This is a genomic window from Mucilaginibacter gracilis (assembly GCF_003633615.1).
In the GTDB taxonomy this organism is placed as follows: Bacteria; Bacteroidota; Bacteroidia; order Sphingobacteriales; family Sphingobacteriaceae; genus Mucilaginibacter; species Mucilaginibacter gracilis.
In genome coordinates this window covers 5,812,299-5,834,705 of record NZ_RBKU01000001.1, presented here as the reverse complement: position 1 = coordinate 5,834,705, position 22,407 = coordinate 5,812,299, and the positions used below count along the sequence as shown (strand labels likewise).

The window sequence follows — 22,407 nt, the reverse complement described above, 5'->3', positions numbered from 1 at the left end:
TTTCGACTAAAGGAGAAATCTGCTATGCGGGACACAATCACTTGCGTAGCCGTGCGCAAAGGATTTCGGCATTTATTTAGAATGTTCACCCGTTAATTCTTCTCTATGCAACTGATTAAATTCAAAACTATATTTGATTTGATCAGTGCTTTTCCCACTGAAAAATCATGTCATCATTATCTTGCATCAACCAGGTGGAATACCGGCGAAATAATATGCCCGCATCCTGAATGTGGTTTTAATGAGTGCTACGTATTTAAAGATGGTATCCGCTATAAATGTAAGGGTTGTAAAAAACAATTCAATGCAAAAACCAAAACTTTTATGCAGGATAGTAATTTACCAACCATCAAGTGGATCATGGCCATGTATCTTATGGTTCACAAAAAAGGCATATCATCTGTGCAGTTAGGCCTTGACCTTGGCGTAACCCAGCCCACAGCATGGTTTATATTACAACGTGTTCGCGGATCGTTTGAAACAGCACCAAAAGAAAGCTTTGCCGGAACTGTTGAAATCGATGAAACGTTCGTAGGAGGCAAAAACAAAAACCGCCACTACCGCAGGCGCATGCAATATAAAGAACTTACTGGCCGCACATTTCCGGATAAAACTACCGTATTTGGTATGTATGAAAGAGAGACAGGTAGGGTTCGCGCCATGGTGATCAGTCGTCAGGAGTTTAAGAATATGGCGAAGGTTATTACTTATAACGTACAGCCGGGCTCTACCTTAATGACCGATGATTGGTCCGGGTATAAGCGACTTAATAAAATGTACACCAGGCATTCTATCGATCATGGTAAATGGATATATGCCGATGGCGAGGTAACTACGAACCGCGTAGAGAACTTTTGGTCGCACCTAAAGCGCGGCCTTCATGGTACCTATATTTCAGTAAGCGCCAAACATCTAAATAAATATGTCAAGGAATTTGAATTCCGACATAATCACCGACATTTGCCAGTTCAGGAGCAAATCGAATGCATTATAGCTAATATGGTGTCTCCACTTAAATTAAAGTCAGCATGAGCAAAAAAGAAAAACCAAAAGGCAAAGGAACACCACCGCCTAAATCACCTGGGGTAGATAAGGAAACCGATGATTTCGTTTCCGCGGCACTTAAGAATGTACCTAAACCAAAAAAGTAAAATGGATAATAACTTTGGCACTTATATAGAAACTGAACTTACTCCTGTCGAAATAAAGGCACGTGAAATTTGGTCAGATCAAGATAGCGATGATGAATTAACACTTGAAGAGTTAAATAAGACTATTCGGGCAATACCAACAGAAAGGATAGATGTTGAAATTTTTCAAAGCGAAAAAGGTTATACAGATGATACAACAATGATGTTTGATAATAGACTATTAACTATTAATATTCGTTTTAAAGGAACCAAAATTGGAAAAGGCATTATCATGAAAAGATCAAGATTTATCGAATTGATATTGTCAACAATGAAAGATTCATGATCTAAATGCCTCTATTCTTATTTTTGAAAATTCCGTCAAAGTATCATACCATTCTTTCGGTAAAATATAAGTAGTATATTTTTTACCAGTACCTGTCCTATTAATCTCTTTCTGAAATTCATTGTGCCCCAATTCGTCAATTAGGTCCATAAATCCACTTTCTTTGCTAAGCATTATTCTTATATTCATTTTGTCAAAGTTTTAATTTCAGTTTTACAGTATAATTATTTTCAAAGTAACAGTTGATAGTCCATCATTAAAGAACTGAACCTGGTTATAGTTGATAGTTGCGTATTCCATAATTGGTTTATCAGGAGCAGCTTTTTTTTGTAATTCTTTTAATACCCATTGTTGGCCGGCTTGCCCGCACATCATTTTTGAAATGTTACCAAAATTCGATATTATTCCTTTTTTAAGGTTGTCTTTATAGCCATGGTTCCATATCCATGTTAATTCACCAATGCTATTGTTTGAACCGGCAACCTGTATCCGGTTGTGCCCATCATCTTTAGCCTCGTAAAATATACTATCTGATGGCATGCTTTTAAAGTTACCTATGGATGGATCAAAGCCTTTAATTTTTGTCTGTAGCGAATCAAGCGCAGTAAAGAACCTTTCGGATTGAATGGCGCTATGGGTTCGTGGTTTAACTATAGGGTTCTCTACTGAACTAAACTTTGAGAAAATAAATATTGCTGCAAATATAAAAACGGTTATTAAGCCCGCTATTCCGCTGCATGAACCCTTGTCTTGAAGTTTCATTTGTGTGAGAATTTTGAACGTAAAAAAGACGTGACTATTAATTATCTCTGTTGTTCAGGGCTTCTCACGGCCGCACATGCAAAGATATAGCCACGCCTTTTATGGGCGTACTTGTATCGTTTTGCATGCTGTTATTTGTGAGAATTTAGAACAACAAACCGATGGGTACAATATGTACTCGCTTACTGGCGCAAGCTATAGTTGTTCGATTATGTTTCTTTTTTCATGGCTGTCAAAGTTTAAGTATCATATACATGATTGCAGCCTACAATGTCCTATTTTGAGCGGCTTATGATTTCATGAATATTTGCTATAAAACTAATCAACAAATTCCAGAATAAAAAATATGGCGTGTCATGAAAATGTGACCGCTCAGGATTAGGACACCCATTGAAACACAAAAATCATAAACACGCCAATATATTAACTAATCAAAGTTAAACTTAATTACACGAACTCTTTTTTTTATTATTTGAACGGTTATTCGCATGGTGAATCAAAAAGCAAATAGCCAGCACAACGGCCAACTATTTTTTTACATTTGTAGTGCTAACTTAAAATGTAAATATCATGAAAACTACAAAACCACAAGACTGGAATAAAGAAGTTAAAAAAGAAGCAAAAAAAATTATAGATGAAAATCTAAAAGAACTTAATAAACCTACAGACACTTCGAAGAATAATGATTCACCCTCTCTACGGAATCAACTTCCGGGTCGAAAGGTACCGAAACGGTAAGTTCAAAATCGTTGAATTTTTCTAAAAGTTGAGTTATGGAATCAACCAATTTATCATCGTAGGTGTCAATATCATTCAGCGATGTTTCCAATAAATTTACTTTTACAGCAACATCGTTAACCAATGATTGAAGTTCACCTATATTGCTAACTATTTTTAATTTTGCCATTGTTATATTGGGTTAAGATTATGTATAAATGCCAAGGATTTCTCCTTTAGTCGAAATGACATTTTAAAGGATTTGGACATTCAATCACTCAATCATCTAATCACTCAATCATTGATTCCTACACCGCGTCCGACAGAGAAGTAAACGTAAAATCCCTTATTTTAAGCGGCGGTATTAACCCGTTGGCTCCGGTTTCGCCGCTTACGGTGCGTTGCGGTTTGCCCAGTGCTTCAACGTTGTTGAGCATAATAACCGGGCTCTCGTTAAAGCGGAAGTTTTTTATAGGATATTTTATTTGTCCGTTCTCAATATAAAAAGTACCGTCGCGGGTAAGGCCCGTATAAAGCAGCGTTTGCGGATCAACCGAGCGGATATACCAAAGGCGTGTAACCAGTATACCTTTTTCGGTGCCCTTTATCAGGTCTTCCAGCGAGGTATCTGTGCCTTCCATAATAAATGCATCCGGGCCCGGTGTTGCTTTTGCATTTTGCTTTTGCGCCCAGTAGCGCGAGTAATACAGGTTTTTAATTACACCTTTTTCTATCCAGTTTACCTTTTCCTGTGGGCGTCCGTCGCCGTTCCAGCAATTGGTGGGTAGTTCCGGGTTTGATGGGTCGGAGTAAATGTTTACCCTTTCGTCAAGCATTTTTTCGCCTAATTTGGTTTTGCCGCCTTCTTTACTTAAAAAGCTGCGGCCCTCATCGGCCTGGCGGGCATCCAATCCAAAAACTAAGTTTTCCAACAAAACCATTGCTGCCGCAGGCTCTAAAATAACGGTGTACTTGCCCGGCTCAAGGGCTTTAGCATCAATTGATCGTGTTGCTTTTTCGGCAGCTATTTTAGTTGCGGCAAGCGTATCAAGCTTGCTTACATCGTTAAAATCCCTGGTAATATAGCCCGAACCCTTACTATCTGCCGAACGCAGCGTTACCGAAAAATTAACATCGGTACCGGTATTGTAGGCAAACAGGCCTTTAGAGTTCATGATGGCACTGTAGTACGTGCTGTTTTGTAAAAAGCCAGCGGCGGTAAGCTTGTTTTGTTTAGCAACAGTTAAGCTTTTATCAACAGCATCCGCCCGTAACGATGGGGTAATGGCTGCCGTTTCGGGCACGTAAGTTTTTGATTGTGTGCTGTAAGTTTGCGGGCCCAAAAAAGGCAAAAACTCCGGGTTATCGGGTGCAAGGTGGGCCAGTTCTTCGGCCCGGCGCACTACTTTTTCAAGCGATGCATCATCAAACTCGTTAATGGTGGCTATACCTAATTTTTTGCCGAAGGCTGATGATACCGCCAAACTGGTTTGACTGATGAAGCCACTGGTTGATACCGAGTTACGCGCATAACGCACATTGCCCGAATCGGACCCATTGAGCGTAACCTCGCATTCGTCGGCTTTAGAATAGCTTAACACTTTTTTCATCAATGCCTGAGCCTCTTCTTTGGTTAAAATAGTCATATAGGTTTTATGATCAGATTTTTCTTGCTGTATTAATTACATTAACCCCGTTAAAACGGGTGGTTGATGAGCCGTGCGAAACCGCGCTAACCTGGCCGGGCTGCCCCTTGCCATCAAAAAACGACCCGCCCAGACGGTAGTCGCTTTGGTCGCAAATGGAATGGCACGAGTTCCAAAACTCCTGCGTGTTTGATTGGTAGGCAACATCCTTTATCATCCCGGCTATTTTACCTTCCTTAATTTCGTAAAATAACTGGCCCGCAAACTGGAAGTTATACCGTTGCTGATCGATAGAGAACGAACCATCGCCTAAAATGTATATGCCTTTTTCAACATTCTTAATCATTTCCATAGGCTTCAATGGTGCTTTTCCAGGCTGTAACGATACATTAGGCATGCGCTGAAACTGTACATCGCTCCAGTTATCGGCATAGCAGCAACCCTGCGATTCGTTTAAACCGATGATATGCGCCTGATCTCGGATGGTTTGATAGTTAACCAAAATACCATCTTTTATCAAATCCCACTGTTTGGTTTTAACACCCTCGTCGTCGTAACCCACGGCTCCTAACGATCCCGGTTGCAGCTTATCGGCAACAATGTTCACGTTTTTATTGCCGAAATTAAATTTCTTCGATTCCCATTTATCCAACGTTAAAAAGCTTGTACCGGCAAAATTGGCCTCATAACCTAAAACGCGGTCTAATTCGGTAGGGTGCCCAACGGATTCGTGTATGGTGAGCCATAAATGCGATGGATCAAGCACCAAATCGTACTTACCTGCTTCTACCGATTTTGCAGTTAGCTTTTCGGTTACTTGTTTGGCGCCCAGTTTGGCATCTTCCAGCATATCGTAGCGGTCTTTATAAAGTACGCTGGGGCCGCCCGTAATTTTATCGCTTTCGCGCGGATTAATGTATTCGTACCCCATTCCGCGCGGTGCGCTTAACGAGTTCCGGGTTTCAAACTTTCCGGTTTTGGGGTCTATTTTAGTAATGGTAAACAACGGCCAAATGCGGTGTACATCCTGGTCAATGTACGATCCATCCGTAGAGGCAAAATATTTTTGCTCGTTAACAAAAAACAATATCGAATCAACATAATTGGCCCCGCCTTTCATAGCAGCATCATTAACAGATAGCAGCAGGTCAACTTTCTCTTTTATAGGTACCTCAAATGCATTTTTTTCGATAGGCGCTTTCCAGCTTACCTCGCCATAACCTTTTTGCGGCGCCAGTTGTACCGGTTCTGATTGTAAGCGGGCGTTCTCCTTGGCAATGGCAACGGCTGTGGCGGCTGCTTTGGCAATGCTATCTTTGTCCATTTTATCAATGGCGGCAAAGCCCCAGCAACCGTTGGCTATAACGCGTATGCCCATGCCGTAACTTTCGGTATTTACCACATTCTCCACCTTGTCTTCGCGGGTAACTACAAACTGGTTAAGGTAGCGGCCAATGCGCACATCGGTATACGTTGCACCTTTGGCGCGCGCTGCGTTGAGGGCAACATCGGTAAGTATTTTTTTTGCCGCAGGGTCAATATACTCCAGGGCAGCTTCGGGGGCTATGGGTGTACCAAAAACGGGTACGCCCCGCATCATGGTAGCACCAACACCTATCCCCGTAAGGTAAAGGAAATTTCTTCTTTTCAAGGCGTTGAGTTTAGTTTTCTAAATATAATCATTTGCCATATTGTAAACCCATCATTCTTAAATATTTTGTAAATAATAAGTATTTGCCAGCCAAAACAATTTATGGGGCGGTATGTATTATAAAAAAAGTGTAAAATGTTATCAACCAGCGCAACTTTTAATTTAAATGCCAGTGGTGTAAGCCGTAACCTGGTGGTTACACCTTTGTTTTTGCAAAACCATAACCAACCCTGGCAGCCCAACGAAATTTATGAGATACAACAAACTTTTAATTTCCCAGCCAACGAGTTGAATAAAGTTATCGAACCCCTGAACTTAGGCAAAATTATAGTTGACGAACAGATGAACTGGCACTACGAAGGCGAGCACCAATTATCGGAAGAAGAAGTAGAACAGATAGCGAAGTTTGTGCTCTCGCAGATTTGAGAGGTAGAAACAAAAAAAATGTCATTTTGAACGATAGTGAGAAATATTTTTAAAGTGACTATGGCGTTATGCATTAACTTAACATGCACAACCAGAATATTTCTCTCTATCGTTCAAAATGACGTGGTTTGGATATGATTAGACAAATTCAATCACTCAATCCATCAATCATTCAATAATTGATCTTACACCGCGTCAGACAAAGATGAGAATGTAAAATCCCTGATCTTCATTGGCGGTATCATATAACTTTGGTACGATTCTACACTGATGCTGCGCTCCGCTTTACCCAAAGCTTCGAGGTTGTTAAGCATAATAATAGGGCTCTCGTTAAACCGGAAGTTTTTAACCGGGTATTTAATTTCGCCGTTCTCGATATAAAAAGTACCATCGCGGGTGAGGCCGGTTAGCAACAATACTTTCGGGTCAACCATGCGGATGTACCATAAGCGCGAAACGAGAATGCCTTTTTCGGTGCTCTTTATCATCTCTTCCAAAGTACTGTCGCCACCCATCATAATAATGTTACCGGGGCCGGGTTGCGGAGCAACGCCTTTCTTTTTTGCCCAAAATTTGGAGTAACTTAAAGTGTTTACCTTGCCTTTGTCAATCCAAACAACTTTTTCGCGGGGCAAACCATCGCGGCCCCAGGTTGATGAGGGCAGGTCGGGATTAAATGGATCTGAGTAAATGGTTACCTTTTCGTCCATTAATTGTTCGCCAAGGCGGGTGCCGCCGCCTTTTTTGCTCAAAAAGCTACGGCCTTCTTCGGCACTGCGGGCATCAAACCTAAACATGTTTTCCATCATGTAGGTTGCGGCAACGGGCTCAAGTATCACGGTATATTTACCCGGTTCGAGTGCTTTTGCCCCTAACGATTTATTGGCCTTCATGGTAGCAATACGCGTTGCCGATTCGGTATCCAGTTTGCTCACATCGGTAAAACCGCGCGCAGCATAGCCCGATGCCGTGCCGGCTTCGTTACGTGTAGTTACCGAAAATATAACATCGCTGCTTTTGTTGTAGGCAAAAAAACCTTTCGAGTTCATTACAGCGTTAAAGCTGGTGCTGTTTTCAATAAAGCCTGCTGCGCTTAAACCTGCCTTTTTGGTTACATCTAAACTTTTACTAACCAGTTCGGCACGGGTATCGGGCGTCATGGCGGCAGTTTTGGCATTGTATGTTATCGATTCTTTAAAAGTAGCCGGGCCGGGTATTTCTTCGCGTTCGGGGTTTTCGGGGGCAAGCTGCGCCAACTCTTCCGACCGGCGTACCACCCGCTCCAAAGCGGCATCGTCAAACTCATCAATATTGGCGCTGGCACTTTTTTTACCGTAGGCCGATGTTACCGAGAGGCCCGTAGTACTAATATCGCCCGCGGTTGAAACCGCGTTTAATGCATAACGGATGTTGCCGCCTTCGCTGCCGTATAAACTTACTTCACATTCTTCGGCTTTTGAATAACCAAGCACTTTTTTTAATAAAACCTGTGCTTCTTCTTTACTTAATATAGGCATCTTATTTATCCGATTTTTCGTTTGGTATTAATAACATTTACTCCCTTAAACAACGTTGTTGACGCACCGTGCGATACCGCGCTTGATTGTGAGGGCTGCCCCTTACCATCGTTAAACGAACCACCCATGCGGTAATCGCGCTCATCGCAAACGGCGGCGCACGAGTTCCAAAACTCCTGGGTATTGGCCTGGTAAGCAACATCATTTAACATGCCTACAATTTTACCTTCCTTAATTTCGTAAAACATTTGCCCCCCAAACTGGAAGTTATAACGTTGCTGATCGATAGAGAACGAACCATCGCCGATGATGTAAACTCCCTTCTCCACATTTTTAATCATATCATCAACACTCAGCGGCGTTTTACCGGGTTGTAACGATACGTTTGGCATACGCTGAAACTGTACATCGCTCCAGCTTTGTGCATAGCAGCAACCCTGAGATTCTTTTAAACCGATGATATGAGCCTGATCTCGGATGGCCTGGTAGTTTACCAAAATACCATCTTTAATAATATCCCATTTGCCGCATTTCACACCTTCGTCGTCATAACCTACGGCACCTAACGAGCCGTATTGTAATTTATCGCCAACAATGTTAACATGCTCGCTACCAAATTTAAAGGTTTTTGAACGCCATTTGTCTAAGGTTAAAAAGCTTGTTCCTGCGTAATTGGCTTCGTAGCCCAGCACACGGTCCAACTCGGTAGGGTGGCCTACAGATTCGTGAATGGTTAGCCACAGGTGCGATGGATCAAGCACCAAATCGTACTTGCCTGGCTCAACAGATTTTGACGTTACCTTTTCGGTAGCCACGCGGCTCATTTGTTTTACGTCTTCCAGTAAATCGTAACGGTTTTTATAGCGGGTTACAATACCCGGCACCTTTTCGGCTTCGGAGGCATTGAGGTATTCGTAACCTAAGCCTTTTGGCGAACTTGACCCGCGGATAGATTCGAAACTACCCAATTCTTGGTTTACTTTGCTTATGGTAAAGGTTGGGTAAATACGATGCACATCCTGGTCTATGTACGAACCATCGGTTGATGCAAAATATTTTTGCTCGTTAACGGCAAACAGTATAGAGTTTACAAAGCTTGCACCCGCACCCATGGCAATGCCGTTGGCGTTTAGCAGCAAATCAACCTTTTCCTTTATCGGGACTTCAAACGCATTTTTTTCGATAGGGGTTTTCCAGCTTACTTCGCCGTAACCTTTTTGCGGGGCAAGCTCAACAGGTTTACCACCTATTTTAGCATTTGCTTTGGCTACGGCAACGGCTTTGGCGGCTGTTTTGGCCATACCTTCTTTAGTCATATCGTTAGTGGCGGCAAAACCCCAGCAGCCGTTGGCCAGTACGCGGATACCAACCCCGTACGATTCGCCACTGCCTACATTAAGCACCCGGTTTTCGCGGGTAATAATGGCTTGGTTTAAATAACGGCCAATACGCACATCGGCATAGCTTGCGCCTTTGGCACGTGCTGCGTTGAGGGCGGCATCGGCTAATTCTTTTTTTATCCTCACGTCCACACTCTCCAGCGCAGCCGATTGATCGATAGGGTTACCGAGTGATGGTAAGCCGGGCAACATTAGGGCCCCGGCACCCAGGCCGGATAAATAAATAAAATCTCTTCTTTTCAAGTTTTTTCCTCCTGTTAAGGTTGTTGTTTAGAAAGCGTAATTTAACAATTTTAATATTCTTTTTAAGTCTAAAACACACAAAATAATTTGCCTAACACCATCAAAATGATATATTTTGTTTGGTGGGCCTATAATTAAACTTTGCGCTCAACCCATAAAAACGTGCAGCAAAACAACAGCAATAAATAAAAATAAATTTTAGGTATTGGCACCTTAATGCTGCTTTGCAACGCAGCCGCATTACTGCTTTGTATAGAGTGTTGCATGGCATATTTTTGGGTAGCGGTACTGTTTTCGGCAGCGTGTAAACTTAGCCATTGGGTAGGGATAAAGGCATACCACCAATATACGGTAACTCCGTTTTGCAATACCTGTTGCCAGCCGTAGTTAGCGGGCCAATAACTTGCACTCCAGCTAAAGGGCAGTACAGGGTTTTGAGCAAAGGCTACCGGGCTATTGTTTACTTTTATTTGTATTGGTAAGGTTTGTGGCCCTTCGGCAGTTATTGTTGTAGCCCCATTTACAACAGGTAAGGCTGGCACAATATGCCATTTTTGGGTTGACGTGCTTTTACGCGCCGCCTTATCAATAAGTAAGTTCCATAGCAAAGTATAGTCGGTTTGGTTGCCCGATAATACCCAGTTAAAAGTATTGCTGAGGGTTGAAAAAACAATTTTGCTGCTACCGTAAATAGTGCTGCTTACTATAATGTGGTTTTGGCCGTCGGTAACCAAAGGTTGGGTGTTGGGTTGCGGCTTAATAAAAATAGCATCCAATGTTAGCCTGGCCGATGCCGTATTTGGGCCACCGATGTTAAGCGATACTGCCTTTTGGTTTTTATCTGATAACCTATCAAGCGGGAAAGCACCGCTTAAAAACGAATTGCCTTTGCCGCTGCTATCGGCCCTCACTATTACGCCCAAACCCTTTTGGGCCATTTGCTGCTCAAGCGCACTGCTTTCGGCACTGCTTAATAGTTTGAAGGATGACAGATCGCCAATTACCAAATCAAACTTTTGCAACAACGCCTGTGTGATGCCATCAACAGGGGTTTGGGCCATGTTTAAATATTCGCGACTAAACTTTTGTTTGCTGATGGCTGTGCGCACCGTAACACCATAACCATTTTGCGATAACCAGTTTTTTAAAAACCTATTCTCAAAATTTGGTGCTTCGTTCAGCATCAATATTTTGAGTGCCTGGTTAGCTTCCACTTCAAAAGGGATGGTTTCGCGTGCTATGGTATCTCGTCCGCTTACGGCGAGCAGGGTATAAACGGCCCTGTTTAAGTTTTTAGGAGTTGTTTGGAGTTGGAAAGTTACAGCCCCGCGTTCGCCTGAGTTGTTGTTTGGTGATAGATTAACAGAATCTAAAGTGGTATTAAGTCCTTTTAAAATAAGAGTGGTTTTAGATGGCGCACCGTTAAATTTCCCCTGCAAGGTTAAACGTTCGCCAATTTTTAATTTGTGGTTCCAGTTTATACTTCTAAAGCCAGGTGGATCAACCGATGGGTGAAAACGTATAGGATAATTACCCAACTGCCTTAACTCATCACTATTAAGGCCATAACCCCAAATATGCAGGTTGTTAATATTCAACTTGCCTTGTGGTATATCGGCTAAATCGGCAATTAAATTGATCTTAAGTTTGGGGTAGTTTTTTTGAAGGCTAATATCGGTGGTATATAAAGCACTGTTAGAATATCCTTTAAGGCTATCAGCGTTGAAACCCGGTGTTAGCAAAACAGCATTGTTAATGCCGGATATAGTTTTGCTGCTGTAGCTTACCGGCAGTGCTATACAGGCCAGTGCAGCAAGGGCAAGCAAAGTTGCTATTGTACGTAAAGTAAGGCGCAAACGGTTTGGGCGTTTATACTCTTTCCACACCATAAATATGGCAAGCAGCAGGCAAATTAATATCACTATTACTGCCCAGTTCATTTATTTAAATGTTTTAGGTTTTTAAAATAGCTTTGGCCCAGCCCCATATCGGCATTGCTTTGATTGGCTTGCGGTAATTTGGAAGCCGGTGGTAAGGCTTTTTGCAAAGCCGCTTCAACCTTTAAAATATCGCTTTGGTTAACCTTTGTAGCAGCCGCATTTAAAATATTATACATTGCCTTAACCGCGGGCAAATAAACATTGGGCTGCGCCGTTGCGCGACTGCTTAATTGCTGCCCGGCCATTTGTAATATGTGGACATAGGCAGGGTTAACGGTGCGGGTTTGCTTCATGTTATCTAATACCGAAGCTGCCTTTTTCATATCATCAAACACATCGGTATTTGCTTTAATATCCTGATGCAAGAGCGGCTGACTTATTTTAGATAAATCGCCACTTAGCCGTTTTTCAACGAGTTTTAATGGCGGCGGGTTAAAGGCCGTTTTGGCCACGTAAGCTCTCGATTTTTGTTGCAAATCTTTCAGCAACCGCAATGCCTTGTACTCAAAAGGTAGCGCAACTTGTGGTTTAAATGTGCGCAGGTTTAACTCTACTGTCCACATTTCGTTCAGGGTGTTTTTCAGTTGGGCCTTGGTATCTTTTTCCAAAAAGCTGGCATCTTCGGCATTATCGTGCTTATCGGTATAGGCATCGAGTATCTTTTGTGCATTGCTGAAGTTTTCCGGACTGCTCAACCCCTTGTCCTGGTGGCCGCCGCCCTCGCTCGATTCTTCTTCCTCACCCAAAAACTTACCGTAGCGCAGGCGCAATAACTTTTGGTCGATACCCAGATCATTGCTGCGATTTTTAAACTGCTCGGCACTAATGCTATCACGGTCTTTTAGCAATTTTTCGGTGTCCATAATAATTTGTCGCTCGCTGCGGAAATATTCCGGAACCAAACTAACGCCCATCGTCATGCCGTTCATGCTCAACAGTTGGGCCGTATCTTGTATCGAAACAATGTAAATATCAGTTCGGGTTTGCTGCAAGTGGTTATCCTGCGCCTGCACATAAAAATAAAACTCGTCGCCGGGTTCCATGTTAAGGCTATGCAAGTCTATCACCTTTTGCAACTCATAGCTTTTTTGTTGCGAAGTAAAAGATGTTGAGAAGCTGATTTTTTGTTCCTTAAACTTCACCGCCTCGCCGCTACCCTTGGCAATGGTGGCGTAAATAAAGGCGTCGCTAATGCCATAATCGTCGCTGAGAGTAACACTTAGGGGTACTTTGGTTGATTCGCCTGCATCAATATAAGTGTACTGTTTTGGGGTTTTGATGCGAATAACGGGCGGCATATCCTTTGTAATCTCAATTTTATAATAATCAGATAGTTTGCCGCCTATATTAACCTGGTAAAAGCCGGGCGTACTTAATTGCTTTTGGGCCGTCCACAAAGTTTTTTCGGCATTAGCCGGATGCAGCTTTACAACGTCCTTTTCGTTAAATAGTAACTCAACGTTATTGATGGCGGTATTGGTTGCTATGTGCCAGGTTACGGTTGCATCTTCTTCGGCATCAAGGTTAAACTTATCCTGCCCGCGCGTAGCTTTGCCCGTGTAAGCCGGTGGCGCAATGATAACCTTAACCGATTGTATCTGCGGAAGCAATTTTTCGGGAACAGTATTTTTTACCGTTTGCCGGGACGGACCAAACCCGTGAGACAATGATGCCAACGAATGGTAATTTATTTTACTTGTAAAAAAACATAACAAAATAGCCGCAAACAGCCATATAACCGATAGTCTAAGCCTGCGCGTAAACTGCGCGGGCAGGGCAAGGCCGCTCAATATTAAATTTACTTTACTGCGCTGCAAGCCCTCCAATAAATTAAGCGAACCGGCGGGTTTAATAACCAGTTCACAGCTTTCTTCCAGTTGTGGGTAAACCGTGTTTAGATATCGCGACACATCGGTGTCGGTAATTTTCCAGGGTTTTTGGGTGAGTAACAGGGCAGCGGCAAATACAATAAAAAGCGGTGCTATAAACCAAAGCGGTTGCGAAAACACATGGTGCAGCAAATAACCAACAGGTAAAGCTGTTGATGCGGCTATAACAATAGCGGCCAATAGTTGGTAGCTTATCCATTGGCGTTTAAAGCTTTGTATTTTATGCTGCCCGTTTTGCTCAACCATAATTTTCGGTGCTTTTGGTACGGTGGGCAAGCATGCGCTCTATCAAAAATAGCAATACAAGGGCGAGCCAGAGCACTTTGGACAGATCGGTTTTCCTGATTGCGTGGCTCCCGGCCACAATTGTGTTGTCTGCGGTTAAAGTAGGCAGCAATTGTGTATCGTCAACTTTGCGCTTATCGCGGATGCTATCGGTTTTATAATCGGTCAATAAATTCAGCATCAGTTTTGGGAAGGCATCGCTCCAAACCAAATCGCCCCATGAGGGGTTAAAACGACTGTAGAAATGATATAGCTGTTGCTTTGGTCCGGTTTCTAAACTTAAAACGCAATTGCCAAAACCATCTTTCCAAACCGTTTCGCCATTGCTTTCAGTAACGATGTGTTTAGTTAAACCGATTTTATTATTGTCTATATCCAGCCATGTATTTGTGTTTTGTACTTTACCCGGCTCATAAACAAATATCCGACTAACATTCCTGGCTATCATTGACGGAATACGCTGCTCCCTCAACCAAAACACCCAATCTGCCAAACCGGGTATGCGGGCTTCGGTATTACTAACCTGTATGTTTATCTTTCGGCTGGTAAATTGTTTTACTGCATCAAGCGCGGCTTTTAAATACTGCGCATCGCTGCCCTTATCGCCATAAATAGCTATTTGCAAGGTAGCCGTGTCAATGTTAACGGCTTTGTTAACGGTATCGTTTTTGTAGCTAACAGATGCCTGCCCGCTATTGATATTGATTTGATAAACCGAACCGCGCTGCTCGGTTGCCTGTACTACGGTGCTGCTAAATGTTGTTCCGTTTGGCTGGCTGTTGCCTTCGGTTATTTTAATGCCGTTGTTGGTTATAGCGGCATTCTGTATCCATTTAACGGTCGAATCGGCAGGGGTATAGGTTTGTATTCGCAGGTTTAAATTCAACTGTGGTTTTGCGCCCGCTACACTATTTAATGAGTTAACGGTAAACAAGTATAACGGTAAACCGGAAGGCGTTTGCACACTCAATTGCTTTAACATTGCCCAGTTATTAACCGGGTTTAACGCAGCGCTATCCGCCTGGGTTTTAAAATTTGCGGTATCGGCAATTGCGAAGCCATTATTAAAATAATGCAATTGGTAACCGGCATTGGTGAGCGAATCAATCCGGAATTTAAACGCTGTATAAACCTGGTGTATGTTTTCGCGTGGTATTAAAACCCAGCCTTTTAATTTTCCTGACTTAATATTTTGCGTCCAAAAAGGTTGGGCAAGCAATATAGCCAGTAACAACAACAGCAAACAACGCAACAATAACAACAAAACATCCATTAAATTCAAACTGCGCGAGCTTTTGCGCGACGCTGCCTGGATGAGCGAAATGCTGCCAACTTTGAGTACTTTGCCCGGCCTTATATTCCATAAATGTATAATTACCGGTATGCTTAACGCGGTAATTGCAAACAGCCATATGGGATTAAAGAGTTGGAACATATTTTAAGCCCCCTAACCCCTAAAGGGGGAACAAGAGGTTGTTTTTTTATCAGTTATTTATTGTGTCGTTTTTATTTATTTACTCCAAGTTCCGTCTTTCCGTCATCTGTCTTCCGCCATCAGTCCTCAGCCATCCGTCATCTTTCAACTCAAAACCGCTTATTACGTTGTACTAAAAATTGGCGCAAGGCTTCATCAAGAGGTTGTGCGGTGCTTAACATTTTGTATACCATATGCTTGCCCAATAACTGCATCCTTATGCCGGCAATATGGTTTTCCAGCTTTTGCTGATAATCTTTTTTAGTTTGCGTGTTAATTACTACGGTTTCGCCGGTTTCTAAATCTTCTAACTGCGAATAATCTTTAAAGTCGAAATCCAGTTCATTCTGTCCCATCAAATGGAATACTATAATCTCGTGCTTTAGTGCCGCCAGTCCGTCAAGCAGTTTATTAATCTCGTCGGCACTTTGGTACATATCCGTTATAAAAATCAGCAACTCCCTTTTTGCCGAACCTGTAAATAGCTCCCTGTAATGCGATGGTTGGGTAAAGGCACCTGCGGGTTCAATTTTTTGTAACTGGTAATAAATGCGGTTTAAATGTTGCGCGTCTGGCCGCGATGCAAGGGCGGTTAACTCGCCGCCCTGCAATATATACAGGCCAACTGCATCGCCTTGCTGGTTACCCAGGTACGCCAGCGAAGCCGCTAAAAAGCGCGCATAATCAATTTTTTTAAGTTCGCCATCGCGGTGGTTCATTGATGCGCTGGCATCAATCACCAACTTGATTGCAATACTGGTTTCCACTTCCGACTCGCGGATGTAATACCTGTCGCTCCGGGCAAACATCCGCCAATCCAGCCAGCGCAAATCGTCTCCCGGTTGGTAGCTTCGGTACTGGCTAAACTCCAATCCTGGCCCTTTAATGGTGCTTTTGTTAAACCCGTTCATAAAGCCATCAACTACGGTTTTTGCCAGCAAAGGCAAATTTTTTATGGTGGCGAGTACTTTGGGATCAAGCATAGATTGATTTCGGAATTCGGATGTTCGATTTCGGATTTGTTTAATTTAATTTGTCATTGCGAGGAACGAAGCAACCGCACGGAGGCCTATTGGCCCTGCATTGCTGCTTTGCTTATCTGCGGTTGCTTAATCTTCCATCTTACCTGATACATCTTACATTTTTATATTTGGCTTGGGTATCGCCTTTATCAGTTCTTCAGTTACCTTGTCGGATGTTATGTTCTCGGCTTCGGCCCTAAAATTGATCAGTATTCTGTGGCGAAGTACCGGGTAAGCCATCGCATTCAAATCTTCCATTAAAACGGCGTAGCGGCCTTTTAGCAGCGCGCGTGCTTTGGCGGTTAGTATAAGTGCCTGCCCCGCGCGCGGGCCTGCTCCCCAGCGCACCCACTCTTTTACAAAGGGTACGGTTGTAGTATCGGGCCGTGTGGCGCGTATAAATTTACTTACATAATGCACCAAATCTTCGCTTATGCTAACCTGCCTTACCAGGGCCTGGGCCTGTTGTATTTCGGCGGCATTTAATACGGCGTCTACAGTTACCGTTCGCAATCCGGTGGTGCGGTTTAGTACCTCAAACTCTTCCTGCTCGGTTGGGTAGCCAATTTTTATCAGCAATAAAAACCTGTCTAACTGCGCTTCGGGCAAAGGGTAGGTGCCGGCCTGCTCAATGGGGTTTTGCGTGGCGAGTATAAAAAAGGGCTTATCAAGCGGGTAGGTTTGGCCGCCGTAGGTAACTTCAAACTCCTGCATGGCTTCTAACAGCGCGGCCTGGGTTTTGGGCGGGGTACGGTTAATTTCGTCGGCCAGTACAATGTTGGCAAACAGGGGGCCTTTGTTAAACTTAAAAAAACGTTTGCCGGTGGTGTGGTCCTCTTCCAGTATCTCGGTGCCTACAATATCGGTAGGCATTAAGTCGGGCGTAAATTGTATACGGCGGAAGGAGAGGTGCAGTGCCTGCGACATGGTTTTTACAATAAGCGTTTTGGCCAGGCCGGGTACGCCCTCAAGTAAACAGTGCCCGCCTGCTAAAAAGGCAACCAGTAACTCGTCTAATATAGCATCCTGGCCCACAATTACCTTTTGTATTTGTTGCTTTAATTGTGGCAACTTAGCCAGCAGGGCCTTTATTTTATCTTCAGTAAGTTCCAAACGGGGTTATTATTTAAATTCTGCAATGTTTTAAAAATCAAAACACAATATATCCCTCTTTAATTGAACCGCCAATATTATTTCGAATTTTTAAGAAAAGTATCCAAATAATTACAAAATGAATAGGCCCAAGTGTTTTGTGCTTAAAATTTTGTACTAATTTTAGAGTTTAATAATCAATGGCATTCAGTTCTAAATTTACTTTTACGCGTTTAAGTTATCACTCCGGCGATTGGGACACCGATCAGCGTATGCCTGTTAATATTTTAAACTCGCTGCTGGAGTACACCACCATACCGCTTGACCCGAAAGAGAAAGTGATACAGTTAAGCGGTAACGATATTTTTGCCTCGCCGTTTTGCTACATCAGCGGGCATAAGCTGGTGCAGTTTGATGCCGCCGAACGCGCCAACTTTAAAAAATATGTACAAAACGGCGGCTTTGTTTTTGCCGACGACTGCAACCACGATATTGACGGCTTGTTTGCCAAATCGTTCGAGGCGCAAATGGCAGCTTTATTTGGGCCCGGCGCACTGAAAAAGATACCCAATAACCATGAGCTTTACCGCTCCTTCTTTACATTTGAGAAAGGCCCGCCCACAACATCCTTCGAGCTAAATGGCTGGGGCGACGACCTGGTACACGACTACCTTAAAGCCATCATTATTAACGGCCGCATAGCGGTACTATACAGCAATAAAGACTACGGCTGCGAATGGGATTACGATTTTAGGAACAAACGCTTTTTAGCCGAAGATAACACCAAATTTGGTGTAAACATTGTGCTTTACGCCATGGGAAGCTAAGTTTTAATGTGCAGATGAGTAAATGTGCGGATGAGTTTGATGTGCAGATGAGTAAATGTGCGGATGTGCAGATGAGTTTTATGTGCGGATGTGCAGATAAGTTTAATGTGCAGATGAGTAAATGTGCACATAAGTAAATTTGCAAATTGAAAAATTGATAAATCATTTGCACATCTGCACATTTACTCATCTGCACATTTCACACATTAGCCGCTATTCAATTAAAACTATTACTTTTGCTCACTGCTTAGCAGGTACATAATGGATAACGAATACTACATTTTAGATAAGGGCGGGCGCATAGGCCCATTTACCCCACGCGAGTTAATGGCGAGGCCACTTGAGCCCGGCGACTTGCTTTTACAACCATCGCAAACGCAGGGTGTGCCTGCTTACAGTCTGCCCGAGTTTGATAGCTACTTTAAAAGCGAAGGTATTTATTATCCTACCCAACAAAACACAAACAGTTACATGCTGCGCTTGCCGGCTGCTATTATTGATTTTTTTGTGTTGGCCATTCCGTTATGGATATTGGCTTGTATATTGTTTCCGCAGTATATTTTGAGTTTGCAGCCCGATATTACTTCAACCAAAATATCGTACCAGCAGTTGATGCAAAAATCGGCCGAGAATATGTTGAAGCACCAAACCGAGTTTTTTATTATTGAGGTAGCATTTTTTTTAGTCACCATTTTATATAACACCTTATGTGAAGCCAGCCATTTACGCGCATCGGTAGGTAAATACCTTTTGGGGTTGGCCGTTGTTGACGAACTGGGTTATAGCCTAACTTTTTTACATGCACTTAAACGCAACCTGGGTAAATTTATTTACGAAGTAGCCAGCTTTTTCATTAGTATTTTAGCCTATACAGCCTATTCGCGAATGATTTGGAGCGACCGCCACCAGGCCTTTCACGATATGTTTTCGGGCTGTTACATCGTAAAAAAGAATCAGTAAACTATTTTTTCTGCTTTACCAGTTTGTATTTGAGCTTGCCTGCAACTGCTTCTGTAGAATCGGCATTGGCTTCTTCAACGCATCGGATTAATAAGGTCAAGTGGCGTTAATTCTGATGTTTTTTTGCGCCTGAAATATGCTTATATTTGACTATAGAAAGGAGGCGAATATGAAAACGAATCTATCAGATAAAAACGGAATCAGAACTCACAAAAGCGTTTCTCCCGAAGAAATTATTGCTGCCGGAGGAACCACAGCATTTGGTATTAAATCGGGCAAGAACAACGAAACGCTTAAGAAAGCCCTAAAAAAATCGCCCAAGCCGGAACCTTTTACAGAAGAAGAATGGGGAAGTTTAATGGAGCAAATGGCCAATGATAAGTGATGAATTTATTACTGGATACTAATATTCTCCTTTTTATTTCACGAACCAGGGATACCGATAGTTTTGTAGATTTTATTAATCCTCACAATGCAACATTATATATCTCAGTAGCATCCGAAGCCGAAATTAAATCATTGGCGTTAAAAAATAACTGGGGTGTTAAAAGGGCGGATATTTTACATGATTTTTTAGACGGTATCAATATTGTAGAGATAGGCCAGTCCTACGTTGATATTTATGCAGAAATAGACGCCTATTCACAACGATTAAATCCAAATTTTAAACAATATCAGTTTGACACCCCGAGAAATATGGGTAAAAACGATTTATGGATCGCTTCGCTGGCCGCTTTGTTAGGTTTAGAACTCATAACAACTGATAATGATTTTGACCACCTGCACAACATATTCTTTCCCGTAAGGAAAATATTACCCGAAAACTTTAGGCAATTTTTTTAGCAGGGAAGTTATATTCTTAAAGTATTGCATTTGTTCCCCCTTCAGGGTGTTAGGGGGCTAATTGTAATAACTACATAAACTTTTGTTCCCCCTTTAGGGGGTTAGGGGGCTAATGGTTATATTTGCAATATGGATGCTTCAGCTATAAAAGCCCTTCAGGGCCGTTACTGTAACTCGCTTACCAATTATTCGCGTTTTGTAACCCGCGAGGTTTTTATTGGCGATGTGCCTATGGGGGGAAATAACCCCATCCGCATCCAAAGCATGACTACCACCAACACCATGGATACCATGGGCACGGTTGAGCAAACCATCCGTATGGTTAATGCCGGTTGTGAGTATGTGCGCATTACGGCACCCAGTATTAAAGAGGCCCAAAACCTGGCCGATATAAAAAAAGAATTATTAAACCGGGGCTGCAAAGTACCCCTGGTTGCCGATATTCATTTTACCCCCAACGCTGCCGAGGTTGCGGCACGCATTGTTGAAAAGGTGCGCGTTAACCCCGGCAATTATGCCGATAAAAAGAAATTTGACCAGTTAGAATATACCCCATCCGAATATCAGGCCGAGCTCGACCGTATTTACACCAAATTTGCGCCCCTGGTAAAGGTTTGTAAAGAGTACGGTACTGCTATGCGCATTGGTACTAATCATGGTTCGCTGTCCGACAGGATTATGAGCCAATACGGCGATACACCGCGCGGCATGGTAGAATCGGCAATGGAATTTATGCGCATGTGCGAGAATATGAATTACTATAACCTCGTTATCAGCATGAAATCGAGCAACCCGCAGGTAATGGTGCAAGCCTACCGTATGCTGGTTGAAACTATGGTTGCCGAAGGCATGAACTATCCGCTGCACCTGGGCGTTACCGAAGCAGGTGATGGCGAAGATGGCCGCATCAAATCTGCCGTAGGCATAGGCACCCTGCTGGAAGATGGCCTGGGCGACACAGTACGTGTATCACTAACCGAAGAACCCGAATATGAAGCTCCCGTGGCTATAGCGCTGGTAAACAGGTATGTGGTGAGAGAGGCGAAAGGTGAAATTTTAGAGGTGAAAGGTGAAAGGTTAAAGGTTAAAGGTAATGAAATCGAAAACCTTTCCCCTTTAACCTTTCCCCTTTCCCCTTTAAATCACAACCCTTATCAATACCAAAAACGCGAAACCTACGAGGCCAATACTTTTATAGGCGGCCATATGGTGCCGCGCGTGGTGATTGATCTTTCGGCAAAAAACCTCAAAGACCCGGCTGTGCTGAACGATGCAGGGTATTTATACAACCCTCTGTTGGATAAGTACAACATGGCCGAGCAATCTGTGGATTTTGTTTACCTGGCCGATGCCTTGCCATCGTTTAGTTTTCCAGGTAACTTAAAACAGCTTTATAATTATAAAACCTGGCAAACGCTGGCTAACAAAGCCAATTGCCACCCGCTTTATACCTTGGCCGGATATATAGCCGCCGATACACGCGACCATGCCCTTAATCTGGTAACTATCGATCCGGAAGATATGGATTCAGATGATTTTGGTTCCATTCCCTTAGATAAAACATTGGTTTTTGTTTTAGAAACCAACGCCCTTAATGCTATGCAACATCAGCGCAGCTTGTTTTTTAAGCTGCAACAAATAGGTCTGGATGTACCCGTTATCATCAAAAGAACATACCCCGAAACCGAATTTGATTTAAGCAAGTTTGGTGATATTACCAGTGCGCAGGAGCCTATATCAAAACTACAGCTTTATGCCGGTACAGATTTAGGCGGCTTACTGGTTGATGGCTTTGGCGATGGCATTTGGATAGATGCTCCTGCCATCCCCACCAAAACTATTACGTCAACAGCTTTTGGTATATTACAGGCTACACGGTCGCGCATCTCAAAAACCGAATATATATCGTGCCCAAGCTGTGGCCGTACCTTGTTTGATTTGCAAGAAACCACCCAGATGATACGCAGCCGAACCAGCCATTTAAAAGGTTTGAAAATTGGTATTATGGGTTGTATAGTAAACGGCCCCGGCGAAATGGCCGACGCCGATTACGGTTATGTAGGTGCCGGCCCCGATAAAATTACCCTTTACCGCGGTAAAGAGGTGGTGCAAAAAAATGTAAGTGCCCGCAACGCCTTAGACCAATTAATTGATATTATTAAAAACGATGGTAACTGGATAGAGCCCGCGTTACAATAAACATTAAAGTGCCCCACGTTTAACAACCCATACAACCC

Annotated in this window: 21 protein-coding genes; 10 read left to right on the top strand and 11 right to left on the bottom strand. The window is 43.0% G+C overall.

The window, feature by feature from the left end; genetic code table 11:
• Positions 1–105 precede the first annotated feature (105 nt).
• The 3 genes from BDD43_RS25960 to BDD43_RS25955 are packed head-to-tail and all read left to right on the top strand — an operon-like array spanning position 106 to position 1,476.
• Entirely contained in the window at positions 106–1,032 is a 927-nt protein-coding gene (locus BDD43_RS25960) for an IS1595 family transposase (RefSeq protein ID WP_121201140.1), read from the top strand.
• On the top strand, positions 1,029–1,151 hold the full coding sequence (locus tag BDD43_RS30930) for a hypothetical protein (protein ID WP_262707438.1): 123 nt from the start codon (positions 1,029–1,031) through the stop codon (positions 1,149–1,151). The genes BDD43_RS25960 and BDD43_RS30930 overlap by 4 nt, the downstream gene beginning before the upstream one ends.
• A gap of 1 nt (position 1,152) precedes the next feature.
• Positions 1,153–1,476 (top strand): hypothetical protein, encoded by a 324-nt coding sequence (locus BDD43_RS25955; RefSeq protein WP_121201138.1) that lies wholly within the window; start codon positions 1,153–1,155, stop codon positions 1,474–1,476.
• Here BDD43_RS25955 and BDD43_RS25950 read toward each other — a convergent pair.
• The gene (locus tag BDD43_RS25950) at positions 1,471–1,665 is read right to left on the bottom strand and encodes a hypothetical protein (RefSeq protein ID WP_121201136.1); all 195 of its coding nucleotides are present in this window, start codon (positions 1,663–1,665) and stop codon (positions 1,471–1,473) included. The two genes, BDD43_RS25955 and BDD43_RS25950, sit on opposite strands and share 6 nt — an antisense overlap.
• Before the next feature lie 24 nt (positions 1,666–1,689).
• Entirely contained in the window at positions 1,690–2,238 is a 549-nt protein-coding gene (locus tag BDD43_RS25945; RefSeq protein WP_121201134.1) for a hypothetical protein, read from the bottom strand.
• 570 nt (positions 2,239–2,808) lie between these two features.
• On the opposite strand from BDD43_RS25945, the gene BDD43_RS30270 reads away from it, so the two are divergent.
• Positions 2,809–2,976 carry a hypothetical protein gene (locus tag BDD43_RS30270; protein WP_162847168.1) on the top strand — a complete coding sequence of 56 codons (168 nt, stop codon included), beginning with the start codon at positions 2,809–2,811 and terminating at the stop codon, positions 2,974–2,976.
• A 287-nt stretch (positions 2,977–3,263) separates the two neighbouring features.
• Here BDD43_RS30270 and BDD43_RS25935 read toward each other — a convergent pair whose 3' ends face one another.
• Together BDD43_RS25935 and BDD43_RS25930 are read right to left on the bottom strand one after the other, a co-directional pair.
• Positions 3,264–4,601, bottom strand: a complete 1,338-nt coding sequence (locus BDD43_RS25935; protein ID WP_121201130.1) for a TldD/PmbA family protein — start codon at positions 4,599–4,601, stop codon at positions 3,264–3,266.
• Positions 4,602–4,614: 13 nt separating this feature from the next.
• Positions 4,615–6,252 (bottom strand): TldD/PmbA family protein, encoded by a 1,638-nt coding sequence (locus tag BDD43_RS25930; protein WP_121201128.1) that lies wholly within the window; start codon positions 6,250–6,252, stop codon positions 4,615–4,617.
• A 135-nt stretch (positions 6,253–6,387) separates the two neighbouring features.
• On the opposite strand from BDD43_RS25930, the gene BDD43_RS25925 reads away from it, so the two are divergent.
• Positions 6,388–6,678 carry a hypothetical protein gene (locus BDD43_RS25925; protein ID WP_121201126.1) on the top strand — a complete coding sequence of 97 codons (291 nt, stop codon included), beginning with the start codon at positions 6,388–6,390 and terminating at the stop codon, positions 6,676–6,678.
• A gap of 185 nt (positions 6,679–6,863) precedes the next feature.
• On the opposite strand, the gene BDD43_RS25920 is transcribed toward BDD43_RS25925, so the two are convergent.
• From BDD43_RS25920 to BDD43_RS25890, 7 genes are all read right to left on the bottom strand, one after another.
• A complete protein-coding gene (locus BDD43_RS25920; RefSeq protein ID WP_121201124.1) occupies positions 6,864–8,195 on the bottom strand; it encodes a TldD/PmbA family protein in 1,332 nt (443 codons plus the stop codon).
• Positions 8,196–8,200: 5 nt separating this feature from the next.
• Entirely contained in the window at positions 8,201–9,838 is a 1,638-nt protein-coding gene (locus tag BDD43_RS25915) for a TldD/PmbA family protein (RefSeq protein WP_121201122.1), read from the bottom strand.
• Between the two features lie 134 nt (positions 9,839–9,972).
• A complete protein-coding gene (locus BDD43_RS25910) occupies positions 9,973–11,778 on the bottom strand; it encodes a hypothetical protein (protein ID WP_121201120.1) in 1,806 nt (601 codons plus the stop codon).
• Complete coding sequence (locus BDD43_RS25905) at positions 11,775–13,913, bottom strand: DUF4175 family protein (RefSeq protein ID WP_147425741.1); 2,139 nt, start codon at positions 13,911–13,913, stop codon at positions 11,775–11,777. The genes BDD43_RS25910 and BDD43_RS25905 overlap by 4 nt, the downstream gene beginning before the upstream one ends.
• Positions 13,906–15,387, bottom strand: a complete 1,482-nt coding sequence (locus BDD43_RS25900; RefSeq protein ID WP_121201116.1) for a BatA domain-containing protein — start codon at positions 15,385–15,387, stop codon at positions 13,906–13,908. The genes BDD43_RS25905 and BDD43_RS25900 overlap by 8 nt, the downstream gene beginning before the upstream one ends.
• A gap of 149 nt (positions 15,388–15,536) precedes the next feature.
• Complete coding sequence (locus tag BDD43_RS25895; protein ID WP_121201114.1) at positions 15,537–16,409, bottom strand: DUF58 domain-containing protein; 873 nt, start codon at positions 16,407–16,409, stop codon at positions 15,537–15,539.
• 153 nt (positions 16,410–16,562) lie between these two features.
• Entirely contained in the window at positions 16,563–17,561 is a 999-nt protein-coding gene (locus BDD43_RS25890; RefSeq protein WP_121201112.1) for an AAA family ATPase, read from the bottom strand.
• A gap of 179 nt (positions 17,562–17,740) precedes the next feature.
• On the opposite strand from BDD43_RS25890, the gene BDD43_RS25885 reads away from it, so the two are divergent.
• The 5 genes from BDD43_RS25885 to ispG all read left to right on the top strand — a co-directional run bounded on the left by BDD43_RS25885 (position 17,741) and on the right by ispG (position 22,369).
• Positions 17,741–18,367: a DUF4159 domain-containing protein gene (locus BDD43_RS25885; protein WP_121201110.1), complete on the top strand. Its 627-nt coding sequence runs from the start codon at positions 17,741–17,743 to the stop codon at positions 18,365–18,367.
• Between the two features lie 261 nt (positions 18,368–18,628).
• Positions 18,629–19,327 (top strand): RDD family protein, encoded by a 699-nt coding sequence (locus BDD43_RS25880; protein WP_121201108.1) that lies wholly within the window; start codon positions 18,629–18,631, stop codon positions 19,325–19,327.
• Positions 19,328–19,496: 169 nt separating this feature from the next.
• Positions 19,497–19,712: a hypothetical protein gene (locus BDD43_RS25875; protein WP_121201106.1), complete on the top strand. Its 216-nt coding sequence runs from the start codon at positions 19,497–19,499 to the stop codon at positions 19,710–19,712.
• Complete coding sequence (locus BDD43_RS25870; RefSeq protein WP_121201104.1) at positions 19,712–20,170, top strand: type II toxin-antitoxin system VapC family toxin; 459 nt, start codon at positions 19,712–19,714, stop codon at positions 20,168–20,170. The genes BDD43_RS25875 and BDD43_RS25870 overlap by 1 nt, the downstream gene beginning before the upstream one ends.
• Positions 20,171–20,299: 129 nt before the next feature.
• Positions 20,300–22,369 (top strand): (E)-4-hydroxy-3-methylbut-2-enyl-diphosphate synthase, encoded by a 2,070-nt coding sequence (gene ispG / locus BDD43_RS25865; RefSeq protein WP_211339734.1) that lies wholly within the window; start codon positions 20,300–20,302, stop codon positions 22,367–22,369.
• Positions 22,370–22,407: the final 38 nt, after the last annotated feature.

Coding starts and splice junctions, on each gene's coding strand:
- BDD43_RS25960 (WP_121201140.1), top strand. CDS start 106: ATGCAACTGATTAAATTCAAAACTATATTTGATTTGATCAGTGCTTTT.
- BDD43_RS30930 (WP_262707438.1), top strand. CDS start 1,029: ATGAGCAAAAAAGAAAAACCAAAAGGCAAAGGAACACCACCGCCTAAA.
- BDD43_RS25955 (WP_121201138.1), top strand. CDS start 1,153: ATGGATAATAACTTTGGCACTTATATAGAAACTGAACTTACTCCTGTC.
- BDD43_RS25950 (WP_121201136.1), bottom strand. CDS start 1,665: ATGAATATAAGAATAATGCTTAGCAAAGAAAGTGGATTTATGGACCTA.
- BDD43_RS25945 (WP_121201134.1), bottom strand. CDS start 2,238: ATGAAACTTCAAGACAAGGGTTCATGCAGCGGAATAGCGGGCTTAATA.
- BDD43_RS30270 (WP_162847168.1), top strand. CDS start 2,809: ATGAAAACTACAAAACCACAAGACTGGAATAAAGAAGTTAAAAAAGAA.
- BDD43_RS25935 (WP_121201130.1), bottom strand. CDS start 4,601: ATGACTATTTTAACCAAAGAAGAGGCTCAGGCATTGATGAAAAAAGTG.
- BDD43_RS25925 (WP_121201126.1), top strand. CDS start 6,388: ATGTTATCAACCAGCGCAACTTTTAATTTAAATGCCAGTGGTGTAAGC.
- BDD43_RS25920 (WP_121201124.1), bottom strand. CDS start 8,195: ATGCCTATATTAAGTAAAGAAGAAGCACAGGTTTTATTAAAAAAAGTG.
- BDD43_RS25910 (WP_121201120.1), bottom strand. CDS start 11,778: ATGAACTGGGCAGTAATAGTGATATTAATTTGCCTGCTGCTTGCCATA.
- BDD43_RS25905 (WP_147425741.1), bottom strand. CDS start 13,913: ATGGTTGAGCAAAACGGGCAGCATAAAATACAAAGCTTTAAACGCCAA.
- BDD43_RS25900 (WP_121201116.1), bottom strand. CDS start 15,387: ATGTTCCAACTCTTTAATCCCATATGGCTGTTTGCAATTACCGCGTTA.
- BDD43_RS25895 (WP_121201114.1), bottom strand. CDS start 16,409: ATGCTTGATCCCAAAGTACTCGCCACCATAAAAAATTTGCCTTTGCTG.
- BDD43_RS25885 (WP_121201110.1), top strand. CDS start 17,741: ATGGCATTCAGTTCTAAATTTACTTTTACGCGTTTAAGTTATCACTCC.
- BDD43_RS25880 (WP_121201108.1), top strand. CDS start 18,629: ATGGATAACGAATACTACATTTTAGATAAGGGCGGGCGCATAGGCCCA.
- BDD43_RS25875 (WP_121201106.1), top strand. CDS start 19,497: ATGAAAACGAATCTATCAGATAAAAACGGAATCAGAACTCACAAAAGC.
- BDD43_RS25870 (WP_121201104.1), top strand. CDS start 19,712: ATGAATTTATTACTGGATACTAATATTCTCCTTTTTATTTCACGAACC.
- ispG (WP_211339734.1), top strand. CDS start 20,300: ATGGATGCTTCAGCTATAAAAGCCCTTCAGGGCCGTTACTGTAACTCG.